This window comes from Helicobacter cinaedi PAGU611, assembly GCF_000284635.1.
GTDB lineage: Bacteria > Campylobacterota > Campylobacteria > Campylobacterales > Helicobacteraceae > Helicobacter_C > Helicobacter_C cinaedi.
The window spans coordinates 1,304,551-1,328,122 of the sequence record NC_017761.1; the positions used below are offsets into that span (position 1 = coordinate 1,304,551).

Here is a 23,572-nt window from a genome sequence, read left to right on the forward strand (position 1 = left end):
TGATATAAAACCACAAGGGTAATTTTATATCATTTGCCCTTGCTCTTTCATTTGTTGTTGAGAATCTTCTGTTTAATCTCCAATACACGAGCTAATATTGAAGCTTTTTGCACACCTATGACTTGGCTTCTTAGCTCTGTGGCTTCTTTTTGACTTGCTGATTTTCCGTGCACATTCTCATTACGCAAGGCTTTAAGTGTATGGATAAATGGGACAATCTCAAAGCGTATCGCCTTTTGTATAGATTGAGAAAGGCTCTGCTGTACTTTATCTATACTAGGATTTTTTAATAAAAACGGATAAGTGCCTAAATTTGGTTTTTGAGTAAAAAAATCTCGCAAGGCAAATTCTGTGCCTTGCACATTATAGGCTACATCTAAAATCTGTGGGGATTCCACGCTCAAAGCCTGAAATAAGGCATAAAACAATAAATATAGCTCTTTTTCCATTGTCTTAGAATACTTCACAATCACCGAGCTAAAATCATACAGCATATCCTGCTTATTTTGCTGATACTCTAGCTCCGCAGAGATGATATTATCAAGGCTATCTGGTGTCATAGCGTGAAGAAGTATGTCAAAATTAAACTGCATTAGCTGTGTTTTGAGCCTTAAATACTCATCATTTTTATAAATATTTTTATAATGCACACCCTCTTCAAAGTAATTAAGCGGTATCTTTTGCCGAATGATAAGCGGATAAATATAGTTGTTGCCATAGAGTGAGTAAGTGCGGTTGTTGCTTGTAATTTTAGATAAAAACTCATCGCGAATGACTTCAAAATTATTCCGCACAAGCTCCCGTATATCGCTTATAACAAACCACTTCTCCACCAAAAAGCCCTTATGCGTGTAATATGATGGTATGATGCTCTCATCTGCCACATCGCTCACACGCACAACCTTTGCTACAAATAAACTCGCATAATCACTCAAAAAAAGTTGCAAAGGATTTGTTTCATTTGTGGCATTATAAATAGATTCTAGCTCCTGCATAAAGGGCTGCTCTATCGCCTTTTGACGGATATTGACCTTACCAAAGGCAACCCTGCCACACTCTTTTAGAATCTCAAGATGAGATTCTATGACATTTTCTTGGTAATATGGATTATAAAGTATAAGCAGTGCGTTCATATCCTATCCTTGCTTGTGTTCTAGCAAATGCCCTAAGTTAAAAGCACAGCCTATCTTTTAAAAATATTACTTAAAGGTGCAAGGGCAATATCAAGCACAGAAGGCTCACAAGATTCCATTGCTTTCTTGCACTTTGGGCAAATCCCAGCTATTAGATCACCTCCGCTTAAGCAATCACTCTTGGGCTGATATACCTTAGAATACCCGCACTGCTTACATACATATTTAATCGCCCTTGGCTGTATCATCATTCTCTCCTTAATATTGTGATAACAAAAACGCACAAACACATAAAGCCAAAATACTACCATAACCCAGCCAATGCCAAGCAAAAACTCATTATATGGCTCCCCATTATACCACTCCCACAGCAATGAAAAGCCCACAATGCTTAAAATCACTATAAGAATAAAGGCAAAATACACAGCTTTTAGCATAAACACACAAGCCGCCAAGATAAGCACAAGAATGGCTCCTAGTATAGGCATTACTCCGCCTTTTTTAGCAAGGAAATAAGTGTTTGTCTCAACTCTTCATCTGTATGATAGCGTTTTAGCAAAGATTCAATCTCATCTAGCACAATGCGTATATCCTCTGGATTCTCACGCTTATATTTAAAAATAGCCTCTGCGATATTTACCCCAGAATCAAGCTTCTGCTCAGCATTGCCACCTTGAATCTTTGATAAATCACTGCCTAAATCAAACACAAAAAGTTTAGTCAATCTCGCAAACACAACAGGATGACACACTAAAAATCTAGCACATTCTTTTATAATCATAAAAATATCTTTCATACCCTATCCTTATTTGATATTTTGATAGTATTAAGATTTCATTTTAGAATCTACAAGGAGAATTATAATGCAGTGTGAGACAGGTAATGTCATCAAAAAAAGCTTAAATCACTCCATCGTGCTTAAGATGCACATAAATAAAAACTTCTTTTTTAAGCTCTTTTTTCTTCAATTCTTGTTGCAAGTACTTAATATGTGCTCGAATATGTTGAAACGGATCAAAACCTTTTTTGCTTAAAAAGGGAAGCCATCTCTTAAAGAAAGGTATCCCCACATCAACTTTCAAGTTCTTTATCTTTTTTTATCTCTTCTCTTTGAGTGAATTTTTCCTCTTTTTTATAGATTATATGCAACTGCCCACTATCTAAAAATTCTTTTATCATATTGCATAAATGCGTAGGCAAAGAGTCTATATCAATCCTTTCTTTATCTATCCAATCCTTTATCTCTTCTTTACTACATTTTGAGCGAAAACTTTGAATAGACTGACGGCTTTTGCTACTTCTTTCTTTTTTATGAGAAATCTCTTCTTGAATATTGCCTTTGGCCATCTCAACAATAGAGACATTTTTATCATTTTTTTTTGATATACTCTTCTCGCTCTTCTTTTGTAGCAAAAACCTCCGCAATAGAGCCTTTGCCCAATTTCATTACAAACCTTTCAAGAATCTTTTCATATTCTCCCCAATATTGCTCCTCAAACTTATCAGCTTCAAAATATACATTTTTATAAAGCCCAGAAAGCACAATATATTGAGCAAAAGTCTCTCCTTTTGAATCTGCATATTCTTTAAGAGTTATAATTTTGCCCCGGCTTATAGCCAGAGTATGGTCTAATGCAATAACCTTCTTCATCTAATGTGGTGGCGATAGCCGTCTTATATGCTTCACACGGATTATGCTTCATCCCAGCCTGCGTAACTTCATCTACCAGTATTATATCCTTCATTCAATCCTCCTTTAATGCTGTAATATAAGTAAAAAAATCGCACACAACCCTGCTAACACCCCACTTGTGATAAGCAAAATCTTTCTCTGCTCTAATAGCTGATTGATACGCCTTGCTTGATACTGCGTATATAGCTCTCTAAAGCGAGAGACATCTAGCTCCATAGCTTCTATTGTCCGCTCTACATCTTCTAGCTTCTCATCTTTATCCCATAAAATCCCAACAGGACATATACGATTTTTATCATCTCTTTTAGGATGATACTGCACACAGATAAAGTATCTATTCTTAAATAGCACTATCCTTTCATCTTTGGGAAATTCAAAATCCCCTACAATCCTAGAAAACTCACGCGCATACTGCTGTGCTAAGTCAAACTCAAGCACCTTGCCATTAAGTGCGCTTACACTTGAAACATCACCTGTGGTTAAAGACTGTCTTGTTGCCAATACCATTTTACTTCTCCTTATGATTAACTATATAAAGCTTTAATACGCTCTATAATCTCTTTTTGTGGATTCTTGCTTAACTCATAGAATACCACCCGAATCCTTTTTCCTTCTAAATCATTTTTAATCCTTTCTCTCTTATCTTTGTTTGTATCCAAATGTGTCCCAAAAGCTAAGAATTCAAATCCTCTCTCTCGTGCTTCTTCATATCTTCCCTGTATTTCTTTAGCTAATGAGATATGAGTAATGTTATTCCGTTTATCATACTCACCCATATCAAACACTTCAATCCACAATGTTTTTCTCTTAGGTAGCTTATCTCTCGCTTTGGATTTTTTCCCAGTTTCACCTTTTGCACCAGCAGTATTATATATGTAACATCGCTTCTCTTCTAGATTTAACATTATTTTTTCCACTGCTGTTTTTGATTCCTGTCCGTTTTCATCAAAACCCTCCCCTTTCATAATTTTAAGCAATGTATCCTTGTCAGCTCCGGGTCGCCCATCTAGCATAATCACATAATCTGCTCTTTTGATTTTCCACCAAATCCGCAACTTCTCAAACATCCAACTCTCCTTACGCTTATAAATTTTACCGCGGGATTATACAAAAAAAAAAAAAAAAGAATGAATTTTTACTCTTCTTCATCATTGTCATCATCACATTCGCATTTAAAGCGATTCATTATACCTCTGCGTTGCTTATAGGCTTTGATATACCAGCTTGGCGGATTTATCTCCAAAGGCGAGTCTTCAAACATACTCTCCACACGACAAAATTCATAATTAATCTTGTCTCCCCACGCTTCTAAATCCTGCCTAAAAGCCCTAGCTCCCCTAAACATACACTCCATACCTCTTACCTTTCTTACATCCCACTTACTCAAATCTTGATTAAACAACCTTGCTTGATCAAACATACAATACATAGCATCCACATTGCTGACATTCCAGCTGCTTATATCGGCATTAAAATACTTCGCATTATGAAACATTCTATGCATAGATGTTACATTACTGACATCCCACGATTCTATCCCGCTAAAGTCCTTGCGTTTAGAGTTTTGAAAAAGATAGTCCATCCTCTGCACCATAGAAACATCAATCTTAGCCAGACTGATTTGCTTGTGTTTTAAAAGATTTTTTAGCATATCCCCTGTGAGCGGATAGAATCTTGGCGTATTTGCTAAAAATTTTTCAATCATCTCTTTTGCTTCTATTTCAAGTCTAGTCCTTTTCACCACATCTTCATAATACACAAGATACGCCCCATTACCCCATTTTGGCAAAGCTCTCAAGCCCCTTGCGTCATAAAACATTCTATCCACGCTTACAGAATCTGCGAGATTCCACTTGCTTAAATCTTGGTTAAAAGCCCGAGTTTCAGCAAACATTCTGTCCATATTATTCACATTACTTACATCCCAAGAGCTTATATCGGCGTTAAAAGATTCTGCCCCTTTAAACATACCCTCCATTCTCGTTACGCTACTCACATTCCATTTACTAATATCAGCATTAAAAGATGGGGCAATTTCAAACATATATCGCATACTTTTGACTTGAGAGACATTCCATTGATTGATAGGCTGATTAAAAGCCATTGCCCCAGCAAACATATGATCCATATTACGCACTTTGGCTACATTCCAGCTGCTTATATCAGCATTAAAGGATGAGGCAGATTTAAACATAGCCTGCATCATCTTGACATTACTCACATTCCATTTGCTAATATCAGCATTAAAAGATTTAGCACTAGCAAACATATGATCCATATTTTTTACCTTGCTGACATCCCACGATTCTATTCCGCTAAAATCCTTGCGTTGGGAACACAAGAAAAGATAGCTCATATCTGTGATGTGGCTTACATCTATATCACTAAGTTTTACCTGCTCATACTCAACAAGTGAGCGGAGATGATTATTCTTAAGCGGGACAAAATGTCTTGTATTTGCTAAAAAAGATTCTATAATCTCTTGTGTCTCATCTTCAAGCTCTGTATCTTCCATTATATCACGCGCATATGCAAAATGCCTTGCTTCCCACTTTGGCAATGTCTGCAAAGACTTTGCTCTATAAAACATCAAATCTAAATTGACAGAATCTAAAAGCTTCCACTTGCTCAAGTCTTGGTTAAAAAGTTTAGCTCCCTTAAACATTCCTTGCATATTTTTTACTTTGGCTACATTCCAACCACTGATGTCAGCATTAAAATATTCATAGCCACTAAACATTTCCTGCATATTTTCCACATTGCTGACATCCCAAGATTCTATTCCACTAAAATCTCTATGCAGAGAATCCTCAATAAACGCAAGTCGCTTATCATTAAAACGATGAAAAAGGTAGCTCATATCTGTGATATGGCTTACATCTATATCACTGAGCTTTATGTGCTTATAGCTTATAAGTGCAGATAGTTGAAATTTTGTAAGTGGTGTAAAACGCTTGGTATTTTGTAAAAACTCTTTTATCATCTTTTTGACTTGCCTTTCAAGCTTAGTCCCCTTAAAAATATCCATAGAATACGCAAAATGCCTTATCTCCCATTGCGGTAAAATCTCTAAAGATTTCACATTTTCAAACATAGACCCTAAATCCACAGAATCTAAAAGCTCCCATTTACTCAAGTCTTGGTTAAAAACCTTAGCTCCATAGAACATATATCGCATATCTGCTACTTTGCTTACATTCCAGCCACTAATATCAGCGTTAAAAAACTCATTATTTTGAAACATTTGAGACATAGAAGTTACTTGAGAGACATCCCACGATTCTATTCCGCTAAAGTCCTTGCGTTGGGAAATGAGATAAAAAAGAGAATCCATTGCAGTAATGCGACTTGTATCAATATCGCCTAAATGTATATTGTCATCTTTACATAATGCCAAAAGCTCATTAAAATCCTTAGGCTGATACTTGCCATTGACCTTAATGAGTGAATCTATTTTTACTTTGAGATATTCTACCATTATCTACTCCTTATGAGAAAATATGACAAAACTATATCACACCACAATGACAGGTAATGTCATTGTGGTAGTAAATTATGGAATGTGTAAAAGATTATTTAGCTTGGGGTTTTGTTTGGGCTTGTTGGTTTGTTTCTTGGCTATCTTTTTTTCTTAAGCAATTCAAAGATGTCCTTGATGTCCTTAAATAAATCTTCAAGCTTATTCTTATTATCCATCATCCATTCAAATCCCTCTTTCACAGATTGACCCACATCTTTGACACTCTCCCATAGAGATTCCCACCAGCTTTTCTTAGTCTCTTCGCCATATTTTTTCCCTTTATCATCTTTCCCACCAATCTCATTTGTGTTGCTGATATAGACTAAACGCTTTTTTGGCGGAGTCTTTTGTGTGATGTGATAGAGCAATTTTGTCAAGTTGTAAGGTGGCTCTTTTGGCTTACCTTCCTTGCTTAGTCCCGCTGCATAATACACTACCTCCACATCAACACCCGTATCATCTTTAATCCGCTTTTGTATGTTTTCTACCTGCTTATTTAAAAACTCAAGCTGACTTTCACTTGGCTCTCCACCATTTTCTACAAACTCCACTCTATCAACGACCGTGTCGCACTTATTTAAGGCAACTAAGATTCTATTTTTATCCTCTAAATTGGGGATAATCACCTTATTGATAAGCTCGTATGCAGTGCTTAAGTCCTTATTACTCGCATCAAGTATCACAAGCACAAGGTCAATCTTAGCAAGTCCATTTTCATCTTTTTCCTGTAAAAGACTTATGATTTTCTCTCTATGCCTTTCATCTTTATCCTTACTCTCGCCAAGCCCCGGAGAATCCCATAGCGTAATAGTATTGCTGATTTTATACTTGCTTATCTCTTGTGTTTGTGGATTTGAATCCACACCAATCTCTGGGATATTCTCGCCCTTAAATAACGCAGCAATTGTAGAGCTTTTCCCCACACCTGTGCCACCAACCACAAGAATATTGAGCTTAATCTTTAGCCGTTTCATTAGCCTTGCAGCAAACTCAACCTTTTGCTCCTCTGACAACTCTTCTCCAAGCTTTTTAAACTCTTCTTTAAATTGTTGATAATTTTTCTCTTCCATTTTCATCACTTCCTTTCTATGTAAATCTCTCTGTCTTAAAAACGCCACACATACAACCGCAGGGATTGCAACGCGATATGCTGGACCCATTAAATCTGAAACAAACCACGCTGTCGCCGCTGCCACAGCAACAGGATTAATCATCCCAACAACCTTACTAAGCCCAACACTAGCAAGCGCACTCATACCAAAGCCAAAACCAGCCTTTGTAACCGACTGCAAAATGATTGTAGAAACAAGCCCTGCAAGTTTATACGCATACAACTTATCCTGCATAAAAAGCTTTTTTAGAGCATCTAGGGTAATATCTCCTAAGCTTGGATCAAACACTTTTGCTATATCCTGTATCTGCTTAGGCGAAGCATCTTTTAGCATAGTATCTAGCATTGTTTCTAAAAGTCTTGTTTCATTCTCCGCAACACTATCGCTTTCATAGTATTTGACTTTTTGCTTTTCACACACATCTTTTAGAATCTCACTATACAAAACACCCTGACCCCTAGCCAGATTCACAAGTGTATGTCCGCCAAAGCGTTGCAACTCCTCTAAAATATCATCAACATAAAGATGATGATTTGGGGAATGCTTTTTGTAAGAATCTTTTCCTGTTAGACTTTCTGTGGTGCGAGTTTTGCCATCAGAATCTTCTGTCAATACTTGAACCAACATATCTAGCTCATTGCTTGGCACATTTTTTAAAAACTCTAAATCCTTATCTTTCCTATAAGACATTCTCTCTCCTTTGTAAAAATTAACGCTGTAAGCAATCAAATAGTATCAAAAAAAAAAAAAAATGGCTAGTTTTTATTTGCTTTTTTTAAGGCTATGTTGTATAGACAATACACATATTAAAATCAAAAACAAAACAATAACGCATAGCAAAAATAGCAATTTAACCACACCATACCATTCTGTAAAGCTTGAAGGCAGTTGCAAAGATACAAGGCAATTATACCCCAGCCATAACGCATTATACTCCCACGAGTAATACCCTATCACAATCCCTAAGCCCACAATCGCCGCCCAAAAAACCCCTAGCCCTAATAAATTTTTCATACCAACTCCTTTTTTTACTTGCTCTTTTTTTAAACTTGACTATGCCGAGATTCTAGCTTTGATTTTGTGCTTCATAAGATAGGCAATGCCAAAAAGGCAGGACAGTAGGCTTATCAAAGATAGAATCTCAAAGCCAACAAGCACCAAGGCAAGAACCCATAAGCTTAAGAAATACTCCAAGACAAACTCAAAGACACAAGGCATTCATACCCCTGCAATAACGCACTAGAACACCACTCAAAATACCCCAACACAACAGACAGAAGCACTATAAGTCCATAGTATTACTCTCATTTTATCTCCCTTATCTCACTCTAAATTCAGCCTTCAAGCCACAATCCCCACTCCAAGCATCGCCTAAAGGGGCTTATCAACATCTAGCTCATCAATCCACTTTTCTAAATCATTTTGCTTTAGCATTGCGTTTGTATAAAGCTTTCCAATATCGTCTATCATTGAGCTATAAGGATTATTCCAAGGCGAATAATGCGAAGGCTCAAAGCCACAGCAGCCTCTCATTGTCGCATCGCAAAACTGCCTTTGACTATATTTTTTTATTGCCATATGGGCGAGTTTTTCCACAGCAAGAGAAAAATTTTTAATAGGCTTAGTGTATATAAGCGTCTGCAAATGCCACATTAAACATACTTGTATAGGTAGCATAAGCCCGGGGTAAAAAGGTCGTTATACTGCCATTTATTCTCAATATCAAGCTTTTCTACCGCTTCTTTGTAGATTCTAACAAGCCCAAATGCCTTATCTCTTGGATTTTCATTCTTTGCTTCCAAATCTCTAGCAAAAACCTTCGCCGTGATGACTTTTTGAAACATATCCTGTCCGCATTCTATGACTCTTTCTAAATCTTTTGAATCTAGCTTATAGCTCATATAATGCTTTTTCATCGCATTTGTTTCTATATTTTCACCCGTATTGTCATACCAATCATCCCACCCAAATATAACACAACCAGCAGGTTGAGATTCTGCCCTAGCTTCTTGACTGCCCCTATCTTTATCCTGCTTTTCACGCTCCTGTTTGACTTCATTGAGTATATTGAAATACAGCTTCCCAAATTCAAAGCTCTCCATCGCATCGCAGAATTTTCTAAAATCCTTTTCAATCTCTTCAGCAAGTCGCTCGGCCTTTAGCTCTAGCTCCTTTGCTTCACTCGCCCTTTGTGCGGCAGAATCTGCTCTTTTTTGTGCGTATTGCTCTTTTTCACTTTCATATTTCTCATCTTTAAACTTTCTATACAGAAAGTATCCCAATGTCCCCAATCCTCCGCCTATGATGGCAGTATTTTTAAGCCAACCCATTTTTGCTCCTTATATTTTATTTTTGCAAAATTTTATTTTGCAGGGGCATTATACATATAGGGTATGAAAGGTTTTGTCAGGGTAGCAAAAATTTTTAAGATTTTATATTTTGAGAATCCTTTAAATATTCTTGCAAGATTCGTTCTAGCTTCTCTTGTAGCTCCACAGGCTCAACAATCTTCACAAAAGGTAAAAATATCTTCACAAGATTCAAAATCTCATCATCATAGCTATGATTACACACAACATAAAAATACATAGAATCCTCATATTCCACTCGCATATTACTTATAAAAGCCTTACGCATAAAATATTCTTTAGCGATATTTTGCACCTGTAGTTTGACACTTTTTGGATTTGAGTTTATCCACTGAACTTTGCTTTTTTCTATCATAGATTCAATCTCTTGGCTTGGGGTAAAATGCGTATCTTTCACATTTAAGCTCTTAATGCGACTAAAGGCAAAATGCTTTAAAACTCCACTTTCATCAGCCAACAAATACCAAATGCCATTATTGTTTAAAAGCCTATAAGGACACACTTCACGCTTTTTGTCCTTATAGATAAAAAAGGCGATTTTATGCTTTAAAATCGCCTGAGAGAGTTGTGTAAAAACAAGCCGATGATGAGAAATATTCTCAAAGCCTTGATTTTTAATAATGATAGCATTAGACTTTAGCACAGGAGTTTGATCAGTGTGATTATCCCAATAGGTTGGAAGCGGAATATGTAATAAATCGCCAAGAAATCTATCATCAAGGCTAGGGTATAGCCCCCAGATTCCACTAAGGCGCGCAAACTCTCGTATATCTTTAAAGCCAAGTTTGCCTAGTGATTCTTCTTGCAAATAGCATTTGCCTTCTTTGTCCCGCTGGATAGGCAGAAAGCTCAAGCGTTGGTTAATATCTCGCTGAATAGTTCGCAAATCTACATTAAATTCCTTAGCAAGCTCTCTCATAGAGATATGCTCACCATTAATAAAAGCTTGAAAGATTCTCACTATCCGCATAATTTTCGTATCATACTGCGTTGTAATGCCCTTTTTATCTACCATTTTTACTCCTTTTTGTTAGTAAGTTTCATTTCTTACATCTCTATTCTTAAAACACAGCTCCTATGCTGAGGCTTATAGGTGCTCCGCCTTGCAGTGTGATTCTAGCGTGTTTGTCATCTTTAAATCTCGTGCTTGTATAGGCGATATAGCCTACTCTCATATCAAAATATTTATAATTAAATCCCACAAACACTCGTGCATCATCAATCAATCCACCCTTATTATACACCCCACCCACATAGGCTATCCAATCATTATTGATATGATAATTTACTCGCCCAAAAAATGGAAACTTCACACCCGTAAAGCCCTCTGCAAAATACCCCTTTGTTTGATAGTCATAATTGAGCTTGCTCCAATCAAAGAGATTCCATACATTGCTTAAATCCCCACTTAGCATTGCATCTTTAACCTTCTCAACAAACTCCGGCTTCAAAATACTCTCCACATACGCCAAATCAGCCGAATCAATGTGATTTGCCTTGCCATTATGGGAGAATTTCACACTTTGCGTGCCTATCCCAGCCCCAAGCTCAAGACTCACATACTGCACAGGACGCAGCAAAAAACCAAGTGTCAAATCAAGCCCAGAGACTTCTGAAGTATTGTAATTTATTTTTTTGTTGCTATAAGTGTTAAAATTCACATCATAGCCTAGAGCCAAACGCCACTCAAATGCTTTGTAAGATTTTTGTGCAGATTCCCATTGAGATTTTCTCTTAGATTCTAGCTCGGCTTCCTGTCTAGATTCACTTGTAATAGAATCTCCAAAATGCCAAGATTCAAATTCTTGCTCATCGGCAAACACATAGCCTACAATCAGCATTCCGCATAAGACAAGCTTTCTCATAACTCCCCCTTTAGAATCTTGCTTTATTTTCTAGCCACAAGCCCCAATTTTACGCCAACTCAAAGCCCACAAAATCACAACACGCCATCATATCCCTACTCATAAGCCTTAAGTGCTTCACACGCCTTTTTATCGCTTTTAAACAAACATTGTCTCTGTAAATGCTCATACTGCTCTAAATGCTCTTTTGCCCTTTGCTCTTCTTTTGCCTTTTCTATGGCTTTTTGCTCCCTATACTGCTTCATTTGAAACTGATTAACCACATACATAAACACGCAAATAAAAATGATAAGCAGCACATCAATTTTTTTGAGCCTTTTTATCCTATCGCAGAATCTACACGCCATTTTTTATCTCCATTTTTACCCCATTGTTTTGCCTTTTAAGATTCTCACGCAAAAAATTCATAATACTCATAAGCACATCGTCCCAATCCTTGCTTGGTGCTTGAATACTCTGCTTTGTGCTATCCATAAAAGTAAAGGTAATATTCTGCCCATAGTGCATAATCTGCTTTAAGCCTAACGCATTTGCCAACACCTTAATGCGTATAAGCTCAATAAATGCCAAACTCACATCATCAAGCTTCCCAAATCTATCAAAGATTTCAGATTCTATCTCACTGACTTCTTGTAGATTTTCACAAAGTGAAAGGCGGCGATACAGCTCTAAACGCAAAGTATCACTTGCGATTAAAGTAGGGTTAAGATAGGCATTAAGACTGAGTTTTAAATCACATTGTGCTTGTGTAATATTCCCCTTGCCGCTAAGATAATTAATACACTCTTCTAACATACGCAAATACAGCCCATAGCCGATATTTTTAATATGCCCACTTTGAGCCTCTCCTAGCAGATTCCCACCACCGCGAATTTCTAAGTCATAATAGGCGAGATTTTCCCCACTGCCAAGATAGGAATTTTTCTCCAACGCACTCAAACGCTTTTTAGCTTCAGGCGTGATTTCTTGCATATCTTCTAGCAAAAAGTAACAAAAGCCTTGTTTATCCCCACGCCCCACGCGTCCGCGTAGCTGATGTAAATCCGCTATACCAAACCTATCTGCCCGAGCAATGATAATACTATTAGCATTAGGCAGGTGAATGCCAGATTCTACAATGCTTGTGCAAAGTAGCACATTATAAGCGTTATTGGCAAAATCAAGCATAATCTCTTCACTCTTAGCATTCTCCACTTGTGAATGCAAAATAGCAATTTTAATCTGTGGGAGAATCTGCTGCAACTCTTTTGCTCTTTTTTCAATACTTGCGATGTTATTATGGATATAAAACACTTGCCCACCGCGTCTTATCTCACGCAAGATAATCTCTTTTAGCAACGCATTATTACTCGTTTTGATAAAAGTCCTAACAGGGATTCTAGCCATAGGGGGAGTCTGCAAGGAGCTAAGAGACTTAATCTGTGAAAGTGCCATATTGAGCGTTCTGGGAATAGGCGTAGCACTCATACTTAGCAAATGCGTATTGGCACATAACTCTTTAATCTTTTCTTTTTGTTTTACCCCAAATTTATGCTCTTCATCAACCACAATCAACCCAAGATTCTTAAATCTCGCCCCAAGCAATGCGTGTGTGCCGACAACGACTTCTATCTCGCCTTTTTCCAAAGATTCAAAAAGCTTTTTTTTCTCATTTGCTTTTAAGAATCTATCGCACCTTGCTATGCGGATATTATGTGGGGCTAAACGCATTTGTAAGGAATGAAAATGCTGTGCAGATAAAAGCGTTGTAGGCACAATCATCATCGCTTGAAAGCCTGATAAAATAGTAGCATATATGGCATTTATCGCTACTTCTGTCTTGCCAAAGCCCACATCACCACTCAAAAGCCTATCCATCACCTTGCCCGAGCTTAAATCCGCATAAATCTCTTTGATACTCCGCTCTTGGTCTTTTGTAAGGGTAAATCCACAAGTGCTTTGAAAATGTAAAAGCTTGGGATTATCTGTATCAATTTTCACCCCTTGCAAAAGGTTGCGTTTTGCCGCAAGCTCAATAATGCCATTGGCAATTTCTAGTAGTTTTGTTCTTACCTTTTGCTTTAATTTAGCAAAGCTCCCCTTGCCCAGCCTATCTAGCATTGGTATCTGCCCTGAATCTGCCACATATCTATCAATCATATTGAGATTTTCAACCGGCAGTAAAAGCTTATCCTCGCCCTGATAGGCTATTTCAATAAAATCTCTTACCACACCGGCTACTTGAGCTTGTTTTATCCCCTGAAAAATCCCCACACCATAGTCATTATGCACGACATATTCGCCTTGCGAGATTTCATTAAGCTTTAATGTGGGCTTTTTGTGCTTGATTTTTGGTGTGAAAGTATTAAGCGATACAATCAGCTCACTTGGCGTGATGAGATTGACTACCGCAGTTGAATGCTTAATTTTGACATTTTCAAAACTTTTTATATCTACATCAAAGGCTTTGAGTTTAATATCATTATGCGTAATGATTGTGATTTGCCTTTTAGTGTGGGCTTGAAGCATTGAAGGAAGATTTTGGGGTAAGAATACAATATCATCATAGCCTTGCTGTGATTCTAAGATAGGCAGTTGCTGTAAAGATTCAAAGCTTATTGCTTGCTCCATTGTGTTAAGCGAGTAGCTCTCTTGTGCTTCTTGCAAAGATTCAGGAGATAGAATTGTTTTAAAATTTAAAGGCAAAAAATGTGCATTTTCATTTAAAAACCAGAATCCAAATGAAGCAATATCCTTATGAAAACCATCAAATGTGCTTTGGGCAACATTCTCTTGTATATCCTTATTTTGCTTTTCATTTAAGCAAAAAAGGGCAGGTGTAATCTCAAGGCTATTTATCTCATTTGGGTTACTTAACTGCGTATGAATATCAAACTCGCGGATACTTTCAATCTCATCATCAAAAAACACAATGCGATAAGGAGATTCACAATGGGGCATAAAAATATCAATAATATCGCCTCTAAAGCTCACCTCCCCTTCTAGCTCCACAACCTCAACGCACTCATAGCCATATTCTAAGAGCCGTTTTTGTAGCTCAGGCATTTTATAGATTACGGATTGCTTAAGCTCAAAGCTCTGCAAAATCTCTGCCTTTGGCAAGGCATACAATACACTAGAGATGGGAGAGATGAGAATCTTTGGCGATTTTGCCGCATAAAAAAGTCGCAATACGCTTAAAGATTCTAAAAATTCTTCCCTAAACGCACTTAAATCATCGCCATAGACAAAACGCATCTCCGGCAAGATAAAAGGCGTAATTTCTCCATTAAATCTAAAAAGCTCTAAGGCACTTTGGGCTTCCTTATAATCCTTTGTTAATAGAATCTCATAAGCAAATTGCCCTTGATGAAGAAGTCTATACAGGCAAGATTGTATCAACTTCTCCCCTTGCTATTTATCTTTTTTAGGGAGCTCTAATGATGAAATGTCAGCCTTTGAAGCTTTAGGGTCTTTTGCCTTACTCTCACCCATAAACACACCTTTGCGTTCAATGATAAATTCAGCCACCTCAACGCTACCTTCAACGCGTCCTTGAGGCTTAATCTCAAGCACATTAGCAGTTACATTACCGATAAATCGTCCGCTTACAATCAAAGAGTTAGCCCGCACATCACCACGCACTACACCACTTTTGCCAACCATTACCACATCTTTAGCGTGGATATTCCCCTCAAACTCACCATCAATATGCAAACGGCAATCTGTATTAATTTCTCCCTTAATCCTTGTGCCTTGAGCGATAATAGTCGCCCCTCCACCACCACTAGAACTTACTCCATCAAGCTGTTTATTGTCGCTAACAAAGATTGCCATGCTACACTCCTTTCTTTTTCAAAAATTGAATCAAAGTTACTCATCTTCCATTCCATAAAGTTTTTAGGATCAATAACATTACCTAAAAACCTTATTTCATAATGAAGATGAGGACCCGTGCTTTGTCCTGTATTGCCACTATAAGCGATAAGCTGTCCTCGTTTGACAAACATTCCTTTTTGCACCACTATTTTATTCAAATGAGCATAATAAGTCATAAACCCAAGTGAATGATCTATTTTAACCAAATAACCATAACCGCCGGTTGAAAAACTCGCCGCATTTACCACACCATCAGCTGTGGCATACACAGGAGTGCCAATAGATGTGGCAAAATCCACGCCTGTGTGTAAATGCCTTGTAAAAAACAGCGGATGCACTCTATAACCGTAATCTGCGGAGATTCTATTATAATGTTCCATAGGATAACCATTTGGAACAAATTTCATAACAAACGCCTTTTGTGTCCCGCTTAAAGACGCCGCATCAATGCGATGCTCCAAATTATTCTGTTCTCCTTCAGGCACTTCAGTAGAAACACCTATAATACTCTCCAAATCCCCGACACGATTATCAACTTCGGTAATTTCTTCCATTCTTTGCTCTATTTTGATATTCAAAGCCTCATTTTTAGCAAGCATTTTTTTATAACGCTTAGCGATATTTTCATTTAAAATCGCCATTTTTTTAATCTCTGCACTAAAAGTTTTAATTGAAATCACACCAAAAGCCATAAGTGTGATAACAAAAACAATGGCATACAAGGCAACTTGCTTAAAAATAGAGCTAACATTAAAATAACGCGACCCATTTTGGTCGGTTATCATCAAAACAAGGCGACTTTTTTGTGCTTTCATTCTATGATTAGTAAGTCAAAATATTTTCTTCGCTTTGGTAGCTAATGCGGTAATTTTTAAGCTGAATAATATCATCTAACGCCCACACAAGGCTTTTCCAATCAATGGCACTATTGAGTGCTACTGCGGCAAAATTCTCACTATCCCAGCTTGTATATTTTGCCACCTCAAGTGTAGAATCAATAAAACGCAAATCATAATATAAATTCGCACTTGAAGCACTATATCCTATAATCTGCCCTTTAGTAACAAAATCGCCCTTTTGCACAACAACTCTGCCCAAATGTCCGTAGTTTGAAGTAAATCCGTAAGAATGCCGAATCTGGATTCCATAGTTTTCATTCCCCGCTACACGCACAGAGTCAATAATCCCATTTGCTGTGGCATACACAGGGGAGATTTTAGCAAGACTATAAACTAAAGCCCCCTTGCTTGGAAAAGTCTGGGTTGCAAACTCATCAACCGGATTGCCATTAGGAATAATCTTTAAAATCATATCTTTTTGCAATGACGAAAGAGAATCTAGGTTAATATCTTTATTATTATGCATCCCATTGCTGTGTTTGCGTATATTAACAATGCTTTCTAGCTCATTAATCTTGCTGCTTACTTTCATTAGCTCACTTGTTTTGTAATCAATATTGCGTTCTAGCTCACTATTTTTTTCATAAATACTTTGGAAACTCTCACGCACCTTCGTGTTATTTGCCAAAATGACTTCAAGCTCACTCATTAAAAAATGTGCCAAAATAAAATACAAAATCACCACCGACACAATGCCTATGCCCGTAAATAATGCAACCTTTTGCACCAAACGATGCACACTAAATTGCTTTGAGCCATTATCATCAATAATAGAAATCACTAATTTATCTTGCACTGCACTTCCCCCTGTCTTGTTGTCATTGTATATTGTTGTAAAAATTCCTGTGCTACGCTAAAAGAACCAAAGATAAGATAGGTTTCACTCTCACTCATCGTAGCTATGTCAAAGTCCATAAACGCGATTTGCAAAGATTCTAGAATCTTAACCAACCTTTGCCTTGGGCAAATTCGCGAATTCTGCACGGATAATATTAAAACTTTCTTAATATTTGGCAAAAGTTCGCGTAAAATCGCCCTAATGTCCTTTTCAATGTAGCTATTATACACCAAATTGACCTTTTTGTCACCCAAAAAAGCCCTTAAAGCCCTAGCTCCATCAATATTATGCCCCACATCAAGCACAATATTTTTTGCCAGAATCTCACAGCGTCCGCGTAAAGACAGCCTACCAAGCGTTGCAAAATCAAATTTCATTCCAAAAAATGCCAAAACACGCAGAGCATTGCTAAGATTCTCCCGCAAAAACATAGGCAAGTTATATCGCTCTGCGTAGTCATAAAAAGCTTTTTTTTGCTCTCCTAGAATCCTATCCATTCCCTCCCACAAGGCACACCGCAGAGCTTTTTGTGAAGCAATCTCTAAAGCAAGATTTTCTACTTCCTTATCATTTTGCCTAGCGAGTATTGTGTGTCCGCTCATCGCTTTAAGCTTTGTCTTCGCAATTTGCTCTATATTTTCACCTAGCATCTCTTGATGATCTAGTCCAATGAGTGTAAAAACACTCACATTTGCTAGAATTACAGAAGTGGAATCAAACTCCCCACCAACCCCCGCTTCTAGCACCAAATATTCATACTCCATTCCCAGCACAAGGGCTAAAAATGTCGCATATTCAAAATAACTCGCCTCACGCACAGATTCTATCGCCCAAAGTTTTTGATGAATAGATTCAAGCCTTGATTGTGGAATCTCCCCTCTAAAATCCCCACGACTTACAAAAAATCGCTCATTAAAATTAAACAAATGCGGAGAGCTAAAATGCAGCACACTTTTTTTATACTGCTCTAACCCCATTGTGATAAATCGCCCCGTGCTGCCCTTGCCATTTGTGCCAATAATGTGTATCACCTTACACTTTGTGCCAAAGCACTTTTCAAAGCCAAAAATAGGTGCAATAGCATCATAGATTCTTTTAGCCCTGCTTGTATCAAATGGAGCGTATTCCGCCCCCTTGCTTATTAAAACTTCATTAAGAGTTGGCATTTAAGAATCTTTAGATTCAATGCTAATATGTGAATTATGCAACTTGTCTCTTAAGGTGCTATTGAGCTGCTCTAATGTCTCAAACTCTCTATACTCAAGCACTTCAGCACTAAACCCAAAAGTAAAAAGCACCCCTTGGTAAGAGAATTTCTGCGTTTGAAGCCGCTCTTTAATAGGCTCAATCTTTTCAAGCACTTGCTCTTTTTGTTCTTTTATCATCACGGCAAAGCCATTTTGATAATGCCCCACAAGTGTAGCTTCTTCTAACGCCTCAAGGCACATTGTTTTTAGAATCTCCATAGCTTTATTGATTGCCTTATCCTTATCAAAATCAGCCTTTTTCTCCACAAACTGCAAATGATTAAGCTTAAAAATCACAATACATCTTTGTGCCATCTCATCTTTAAGAAACGCACTTTGAATCTCCTTAATCCCCAAAAGTCTCTCAATCTTTTCAAGCAAATATACATCAACAAGATTTTCAGGGTGCATAAGCAACACTGAAGAAAGCTCCAAAGCTTCCTTGCTAACTTTCCCATTCTCTGTTGGGGTGCGAAGAATAAAGGCAAGTATTCTAACAAGCTTTCTTAAAACACCAGAATGCACCCCAGATACCCTAAAACGCCGCCAATAATTAGCAAGTTTCTTTGTGCCTTCAACTTTGTTTAATCCGCCAATGCCAAAAAGAAAAGAGAATCTTTGCTTAGCATTAATAGAAAAAATATCACTCACACACCCAAGCAATAAGCGATTAAGATTCTTAAGCTCCCTTATATGCTCTAGATTCTGCGTTTCTTTAGAATCTTTTAGCATTGTAGAGAGTATATCAATAAATTCATCAGGACTTTGAGCCTTTTTTAGCTCAAGCTGCAAGGGCTTATCAAACTTCTTAAGCCATTGCTCCTGCCAGTCTAAATCCTTAGCCCACACAGAATCCTTTAAAGACTTTTCTTTTTTCACCACTTCATAAAATGCCTCAAAATACGCACTAGGCGTTGGTGGCTTTTTTGATATATACAAGCGTTGCAAAGCCTTGCGTGAAATCTCCTCAATTCTCATAATAAAACTCTCCATAATAAGCTATCTGTGAAATAAATTTATCAAGGGCTTGATTTGTAGCATTAACAATAGATTCCAAACGATATTGATCAAGCACAATGGTTGAAGAAAAATCCGCACTATAATCATAAAATCCCGTGTTTGTAACGCTAAAATTCACACCTTGAGTGCTCCTAAACTCAATCAACAAGGTAACATTTGTGCGATAAAAGCTCACAAAGCCCTGCTGATTATATGCAATAGGCGTTTGTGTGATACTTTGGATATTAATATCAAGGAAGCTTTGTGCCTCTTGTTTGCCTTTAAGCTTACTATGAAAACGCTTGATGATAGCATTATTGACCGCATCTTTTACGCCCGTGCCAGATTCAGGCACAGAAGGATTAATACGCACTTCCACATACACGCCATCATTAAAGATATTATGCGAATAATGGCTCACAGGCTTATACCCACAGCCACAAGCCCACAACCCCACGCATAATATGAGAATCGACTTGAGATAATGCATTACTTCACCACAAGATTCACAAGTTTATTTGGCACGACAATTTCTTTCACCACACTCACATTCTCTAGCCATTTTGCCACACTTTTTTTCGCCTTCGCAAGTATCTCATCATTGCTTAAGCCTAAGGCAAGTTCAATTTCAGCGCGTTTTTTACCATTAATGGTAACCGCATAACACACACTTTGCTTTTGTAACGCCGCAGAATCCACACTGATAGGAGCAAAATTTGCCCTAGCAAAAAGATTATTGCTTAGCTCCCAGCAAATATGAGGCACAATAGGCTCTAAAATATGAAGTAAAATAAAATAGCCCTCCGTCCATACCTGCGGATTTTCTTGCTCATTCAACGCATTAAAAGCCTCCATACTTGCAGCAATAAGTGTATTAAATGCATAACCACTTTGCTTTTTACTAAAAATATCATTACTTTTTTGCAATGCCTCATACACCTTAACCCTAGCATATTGCTCCTGCTTTGATAGCTCACTATGGGTAATTATAGGCTTTTTCTCGCAGGTTAAAGCATTACTCGCCCTTTCCCACAATCGCTTCAAGAATCTAAACGCCCCCTCCAACGCACTATCATTCCACTCTAACTCACGCATAGGTGGTGCAGCAAAAAGTATAAACAGCCTTGCTGTATCTGCCCCATATCGCGTGATAATATCATTTGGATTGACTACATTGCCCTTAGACTTACTCATTTTTGCACCATTTTTTAGCACCATACCCTGAGTAAGGAGATTCTTAAAAGGCTCATTGATATGCACATAGCCCAAATCTCGCAGCACTTTTGTAAAAAATCTCGCATACAGCAAGTGTAAAATGGCGTGTTCAATCCCGCCGATATACTCATCAACATTCAGCCAATACTCCAAACTTGCCTTATCAAAGGCTTGTTTTTCCCACAATTCCCTTGGTGTGGTATAACGCAAAAAATACCAGCTTGATTGGATAAAAGTATCCATCGTATCACTCTCTCTTAAAGCCTCTTTGCCACATTGCGGACATTTGCAAACTTTCCAAGTAGGGTGCTTATCAAGCGGATTGCCCTCTCCATCAATCACCACATCTTCAGGCAAGATAACAGGCAGATTCTCTATCTTTTCAGGCACAATGCCACAGGATTCACAATGCACCATAGGGATAGGCGCACCCCAATATCTCTGCCGTGAAACGCCCCAATCACGCAAACGATAATTAATCACGCCCTTGCCTAACTGCCTTTTTTCAAATGTAGCAATAATTGCCTCTCTTGCCTCCGCACTACTTTTGCCACTAAACTCGCCAGATTCTATCAAATAGCCATCTTCGCACATTGGGCTATCAAACTCTATAAAATGAGATGCCTTAGAATCTTGCTTCTCTTTTACAATCACACATTCTAAAGGCAAACCATACTTCTTAGCAAACTCAAAATCCCGCTCATCGTGCATAGGCACACTCATCACCGCCCCACTGCCATAATCCATAAGCACAAAGTTTGCCACCCACACAGGAATCTTTTCTTTCGTCAATGGGTGAATTGCGTAAATCCCTAAGTCAAAGCCGATTTTCTCACTTTGAACGCGTTCTCTTGCGGCGGTGTTTTGAATAGCTGTAATAGATTCTATTACTTCCTTTGAAAGCTTCTTTTTAGCGATGAGCTCCTTTACAATGGGGTGTTCAGGCGCCACCGCACAATATGTAACACCAAAAATCGTATCAGGACGCGTAGTAAAAACCTCTAAGTCTTTTATACTAGATTCTAAAGTAGAATCTAGCTCTAGCTTAAAGCTTAAGCCTTTTGACTTCCCTATCCAATTTCTTTGCATATGAAGCACTTGCTGGGGCCAATGCCCTTCTAGCTCATCTAATCCAGTGAGTAACTCATCAGCATACGCTGTAATTTTTATATAGTATTGAAACATCAGCTTTTGCACCACAGGCGTATCACATCGCCAACATTTCCCTTCAATCACCTGCTCATTTGCTAAAATCGTCTTATCATTTGGGCAGTAGTTTAAATACGCCTCTTTGCGGTATATAAGCCCTTTTTCCCACATTTTTATGAAAAATTCCTGCTCAAAACGCGTATAGATAGGATCACTTGTCGCAAACTCCCGTTCTTTTGAAAAGCTAAGTCCAAGCGTTGCAAGCTCCTTTCTCATTGTGTCAATATTGCTATAAGTCCAAGTTTTTGGGTGAGATTTATGCTTGATAGCGGCATTTTCCGCAGGCATACCAAAAGCGTCCCAGCCCATAGGGTGCAGGACATTGTAACCACTCTTGCGATAGTGTCTTGCCAACGCATCGCCTATGCAATAATTCCTTACATGTCCCATATGGATAGCCCCACTTGGATAGGGAAACATACTCAAAATATACTTTTTTTGCTTGTTTGAATCTAGCGATATTGAATCTGGCTCAAAGCTATGATTCTCCTGCCAAAACTCCTGCCATTTAGATTCTATTATCTTTGCTTCATACCCTTTTTGCATACCTTAGCCTTTTGTGAGATTTACCTTATAATGTAAATTGTAGAAATGAAATCCGCATTATAAAAAAAAAGCTTAAATCACATCATAATAACTCTAGCTTACTACACCCATTCCCCTTAAGCCTATAATAATCATCTGCACACCCATCGCCACAATAAAAACAAGTGCTATGCGTGAAAGCACATACAGCACGAGCTTCCCTGCATAACACTAAGCATGTATTCAAAGTAACTCAAGTCAGAATGTTCCATTCTTTTGATGACAAGAATTTGAAAAAAGGACAAAATTAAAGGCACACCGCAGAAAATGGCAATAAGTGCAAGAGTAGGCATTACCAACCAGCCTAAGAAAAACTCAAGTGTGCCTTCAGCTTCTGGATGTTCTTTTTTTGCTCGCACTAATAGCCTTTAATTTTTTAGCCTTTTTCTTAGAAATCTTTTTATCAGGCATTTTAACTCCCTTATATCTTTATTAAATGCTAAGTAGAGAGTGGTTAAGATTACCTAGCTCACCTTAGCAAAATGAGCTAAGCTTGAATAAATCTTAACCATACCGACCTCCTTTGCTTAAAGTAGGTCGCAAACTAGAGAGGTGCAACTCTCTAGTGCAACCTCTACTATAATTATACAAAATCAAAGATTTTTTCTCTAATGGTTTTTAGCTGTCAAAGAAGAAGCAAACGGTCTTGATTCTTAGCTAAACTCCATATTTATCCTTTTTTGATTTTTGGTGTATCCTTGGCACACGCCACACACAAGCTTTAGTTTGCCAAAAACACCAAAGAAAAAAAGAAGACTCACGCTATGGAAAAGCACCACAAGTGCGACCAAGTGAGGTAGAAATGGAATAGAGATGAGCGGCGGCTAGGGAGGGTGGTTATTTTAGTGGGTTCAAAAAAAAAAAAAAATAAAAGCATATTTTTAGGGGGGGGGGGGGGTCTCCCCGCAAGTTGTGGGGTCTGGGGATTACTTCCACAGCAATATGTGGAAAGGTAGTTTTCCTGTTGTTGTATTTCATATTTGAAACCGCTATTTAAGTTTGTGATTAAGTTTTTTTCTTTAGAATACGC

General features: G+C 37.9%; 24 protein-coding genes and 1 pseudogene. All 25 read right to left on the reverse strand.

Annotated elements, in window-relative coordinates; all coding sequences use genetic code 11:
• Positions 1 to 47: 47 nt before the first annotated feature.
• Entirely contained in the window at positions 48 to 1,133 is a 1,086-nt protein-coding gene (locus HCN_RS06515) for an HP0729 family protein (protein ID WP_014666948.1), read from the reverse strand.
• Positions 1,134 to 1,183: 50 nt separating this feature from the next.
• Positions 1,184 to 1,621: a hypothetical protein gene (locus HCN_RS11995; protein ID WP_014666949.1), complete on the reverse strand. Its 438-nt coding sequence runs from the start codon at positions 1,619 to 1,621 to the stop codon at positions 1,184 to 1,186.
• On the reverse strand, positions 1,621 to 1,929 hold the full coding sequence (locus tag HCN_RS06525) for a hypothetical protein (RefSeq protein ID WP_014666950.1): 309 nt from the start codon (positions 1,927 to 1,929) through the stop codon (positions 1,621 to 1,623). Before HCN_RS06525 ends, HCN_RS11995 begins: the two co-directional genes overlap by 1 nt.
• Positions 1,930 to 2,204: 275 nt before the next feature.
• Entirely contained in the window at positions 2,205 to 2,546 is a 342-nt protein-coding gene (locus tag HCN_RS06535; RefSeq protein WP_041309527.1) for a hypothetical protein, read from the reverse strand.
• Positions 2,503 to 2,784: a hypothetical protein gene (locus HCN_RS11445; RefSeq protein WP_014666953.1), complete on the reverse strand. Its 282-nt coding sequence runs from the start codon at positions 2,782 to 2,784 to the stop codon at positions 2,503 to 2,505. Before HCN_RS11445 ends, HCN_RS06535 begins: the two co-directional genes overlap by 44 nt.
• Before the next feature lie 105 nt (positions 2,785 to 2,889).
• Positions 2,890 to 3,333 (reverse strand): hypothetical protein, encoded by a 444-nt coding sequence (locus HCN_RS06545; RefSeq protein WP_014666955.1) that lies wholly within the window; start codon positions 3,331 to 3,333, stop codon positions 2,890 to 2,892.
• A gap of 17 nt (positions 3,334 to 3,350) precedes the next feature.
• Positions 3,351 to 3,893 carry a hypothetical protein gene (locus HCN_RS06550; protein WP_014666956.1) on the reverse strand — a complete coding sequence of 181 codons (543 nt, stop codon included), beginning with the start codon at positions 3,891 to 3,893 and terminating at the stop codon, positions 3,351 to 3,353.
• Between the two features lie 68 nt (positions 3,894 to 3,961).
• Positions 3,962 to 6,304 carry a BspA family leucine-rich repeat surface protein gene (locus tag HCN_RS10730; RefSeq protein WP_014666957.1) on the reverse strand — a complete coding sequence of 781 codons (2,343 nt, stop codon included), beginning with the start codon at positions 6,302 to 6,304 and terminating at the stop codon, positions 3,962 to 3,964.
• A 140-nt stretch (positions 6,305 to 6,444) separates the two neighbouring features.
• Entirely contained in the window at positions 6,445 to 8,148 is a 1,704-nt protein-coding gene (locus HCN_RS06560; protein ID WP_014666958.1) for a DUF3944 domain-containing protein, read from the reverse strand.
• Positions 8,149 to 8,220: 72 nt separating this feature from the next.
• Positions 8,221 to 8,472: a hypothetical protein gene (locus HCN_RS06565; RefSeq protein WP_014666959.1), complete on the reverse strand. Its 252-nt coding sequence runs from the start codon at positions 8,470 to 8,472 to the stop codon at positions 8,221 to 8,223.
• Between the two features lie 39 nt (positions 8,473 to 8,511).
• Complete coding sequence (locus tag HCN_RS11450) at positions 8,512 to 8,676, reverse strand: hypothetical protein (RefSeq protein WP_158309890.1); 165 nt, start codon at positions 8,674 to 8,676, stop codon at positions 8,512 to 8,514.
• 153 nt (positions 8,677 to 8,829) lie between these two features.
• The gene (locus HCN_RS06570; protein WP_014666960.1) at positions 8,830 to 9,111 is read right to left on the reverse strand and encodes a hypothetical protein; all 282 of its coding nucleotides are present in this window, start codon (positions 9,109 to 9,111) and stop codon (positions 8,830 to 8,832) included.
• Positions 9,111 to 9,788 carry a hypothetical protein gene (locus tag HCN_RS06575; protein ID WP_014666961.1) on the reverse strand — a complete coding sequence of 226 codons (678 nt, stop codon included), beginning with the start codon at positions 9,786 to 9,788 and terminating at the stop codon, positions 9,111 to 9,113. The genes HCN_RS06570 and HCN_RS06575 overlap by 1 nt, the downstream gene beginning before the upstream one ends.
• A gap of 94 nt (positions 9,789 to 9,882) precedes the next feature.
• Positions 9,883 to 10,842 (reverse strand): helix-turn-helix transcriptional regulator, encoded by a 960-nt coding sequence (locus tag HCN_RS06580; RefSeq protein WP_014666962.1) that lies wholly within the window; start codon positions 10,840 to 10,842, stop codon positions 9,883 to 9,885.
• Positions 10,843 to 10,888: 46 nt separating this feature from the next.
• Positions 10,889 to 11,692 carry a hypothetical protein gene (locus HCN_RS06585; RefSeq protein WP_014666963.1) on the reverse strand — a complete coding sequence of 268 codons (804 nt, stop codon included), beginning with the start codon at positions 11,690 to 11,692 and terminating at the stop codon, positions 10,889 to 10,891.
• Between the two features lie 95 nt (positions 11,693 to 11,787).
• Complete coding sequence (locus HCN_RS06595; RefSeq protein ID WP_014666964.1) at positions 11,788 to 12,039, reverse strand: hypothetical protein; 252 nt, start codon at positions 12,037 to 12,039, stop codon at positions 11,788 to 11,790.
• Positions 12,029 to 15,073 (reverse strand): transcription-repair coupling factor, encoded by a 3,045-nt coding sequence (gene mfd, locus HCN_RS06600; RefSeq protein WP_014666965.1) that lies wholly within the window; start codon positions 15,071 to 15,073, stop codon positions 12,029 to 12,031. Before mfd ends, HCN_RS06595 begins: the two co-directional genes overlap by 11 nt.
• 12 nt (positions 15,074 to 15,085) lie before the next feature.
• Positions 15,086 to 15,508, reverse strand: a complete 423-nt coding sequence (locus HCN_RS06605; protein ID WP_002957440.1) for a bactofilin family protein — start codon at positions 15,506 to 15,508, stop codon at positions 15,086 to 15,088.
• Entirely contained in the window at positions 15,466 to 16,365 is a 900-nt protein-coding gene (locus tag HCN_RS06610; RefSeq protein WP_002957439.1) for a M23 family metallopeptidase, read from the reverse strand. Before HCN_RS06610 ends, HCN_RS06605 begins: the two co-directional genes overlap by 43 nt.
• 7 nt (positions 16,366 to 16,372) lie before the next feature.
• Positions 16,373 to 17,245 (reverse strand): M23 family metallopeptidase, encoded by an 873-nt coding sequence (locus HCN_RS06615; protein WP_002957438.1) that lies wholly within the window; start codon positions 17,243 to 17,245, stop codon positions 16,373 to 16,375.
• Positions 17,230 to 18,453 (reverse strand): folylpolyglutamate synthase/dihydrofolate synthase family protein, encoded by a 1,224-nt coding sequence (locus HCN_RS06620; protein ID WP_014666967.1) that lies wholly within the window; start codon positions 18,451 to 18,453, stop codon positions 17,230 to 17,232. Before HCN_RS06620 ends, HCN_RS06615 begins: the two co-directional genes overlap by 16 nt.
• Positions 18,454 to 19,512: a hypothetical protein gene (locus HCN_RS06625; RefSeq protein WP_002957436.1), complete on the reverse strand. Its 1,059-nt coding sequence runs from the start codon at positions 19,510 to 19,512 to the stop codon at positions 18,454 to 18,456.
• Positions 19,502 to 20,023 carry an LPS assembly lipoprotein LptE gene (gene lptE / locus HCN_RS06630; RefSeq protein WP_002957435.1) on the reverse strand — a complete coding sequence of 174 codons (522 nt, stop codon included), beginning with the start codon at positions 20,021 to 20,023 and terminating at the stop codon, positions 19,502 to 19,504. Before lptE ends, HCN_RS06625 begins: the two co-directional genes overlap by 11 nt.
• Positions 20,023 to 22,503, reverse strand: coding sequence for a leucine--tRNA ligase (gene leuS / locus HCN_RS06635; protein WP_014666968.1), 2,481 nt, complete (start codon positions 22,501 to 22,503; stop codon positions 20,023 to 20,025). Before leuS ends, lptE begins: the two co-directional genes overlap by 1 nt.
• Before the next feature lie 93 nt (positions 22,504 to 22,596).
• Positions 22,597 to 22,704, reverse strand: a pseudogene (locus HCN_RS12000) (MarC family protein); the annotation flags it as partial.
• Between the last annotated feature and the right edge of the window lie 868 nt (positions 22,705 to 23,572).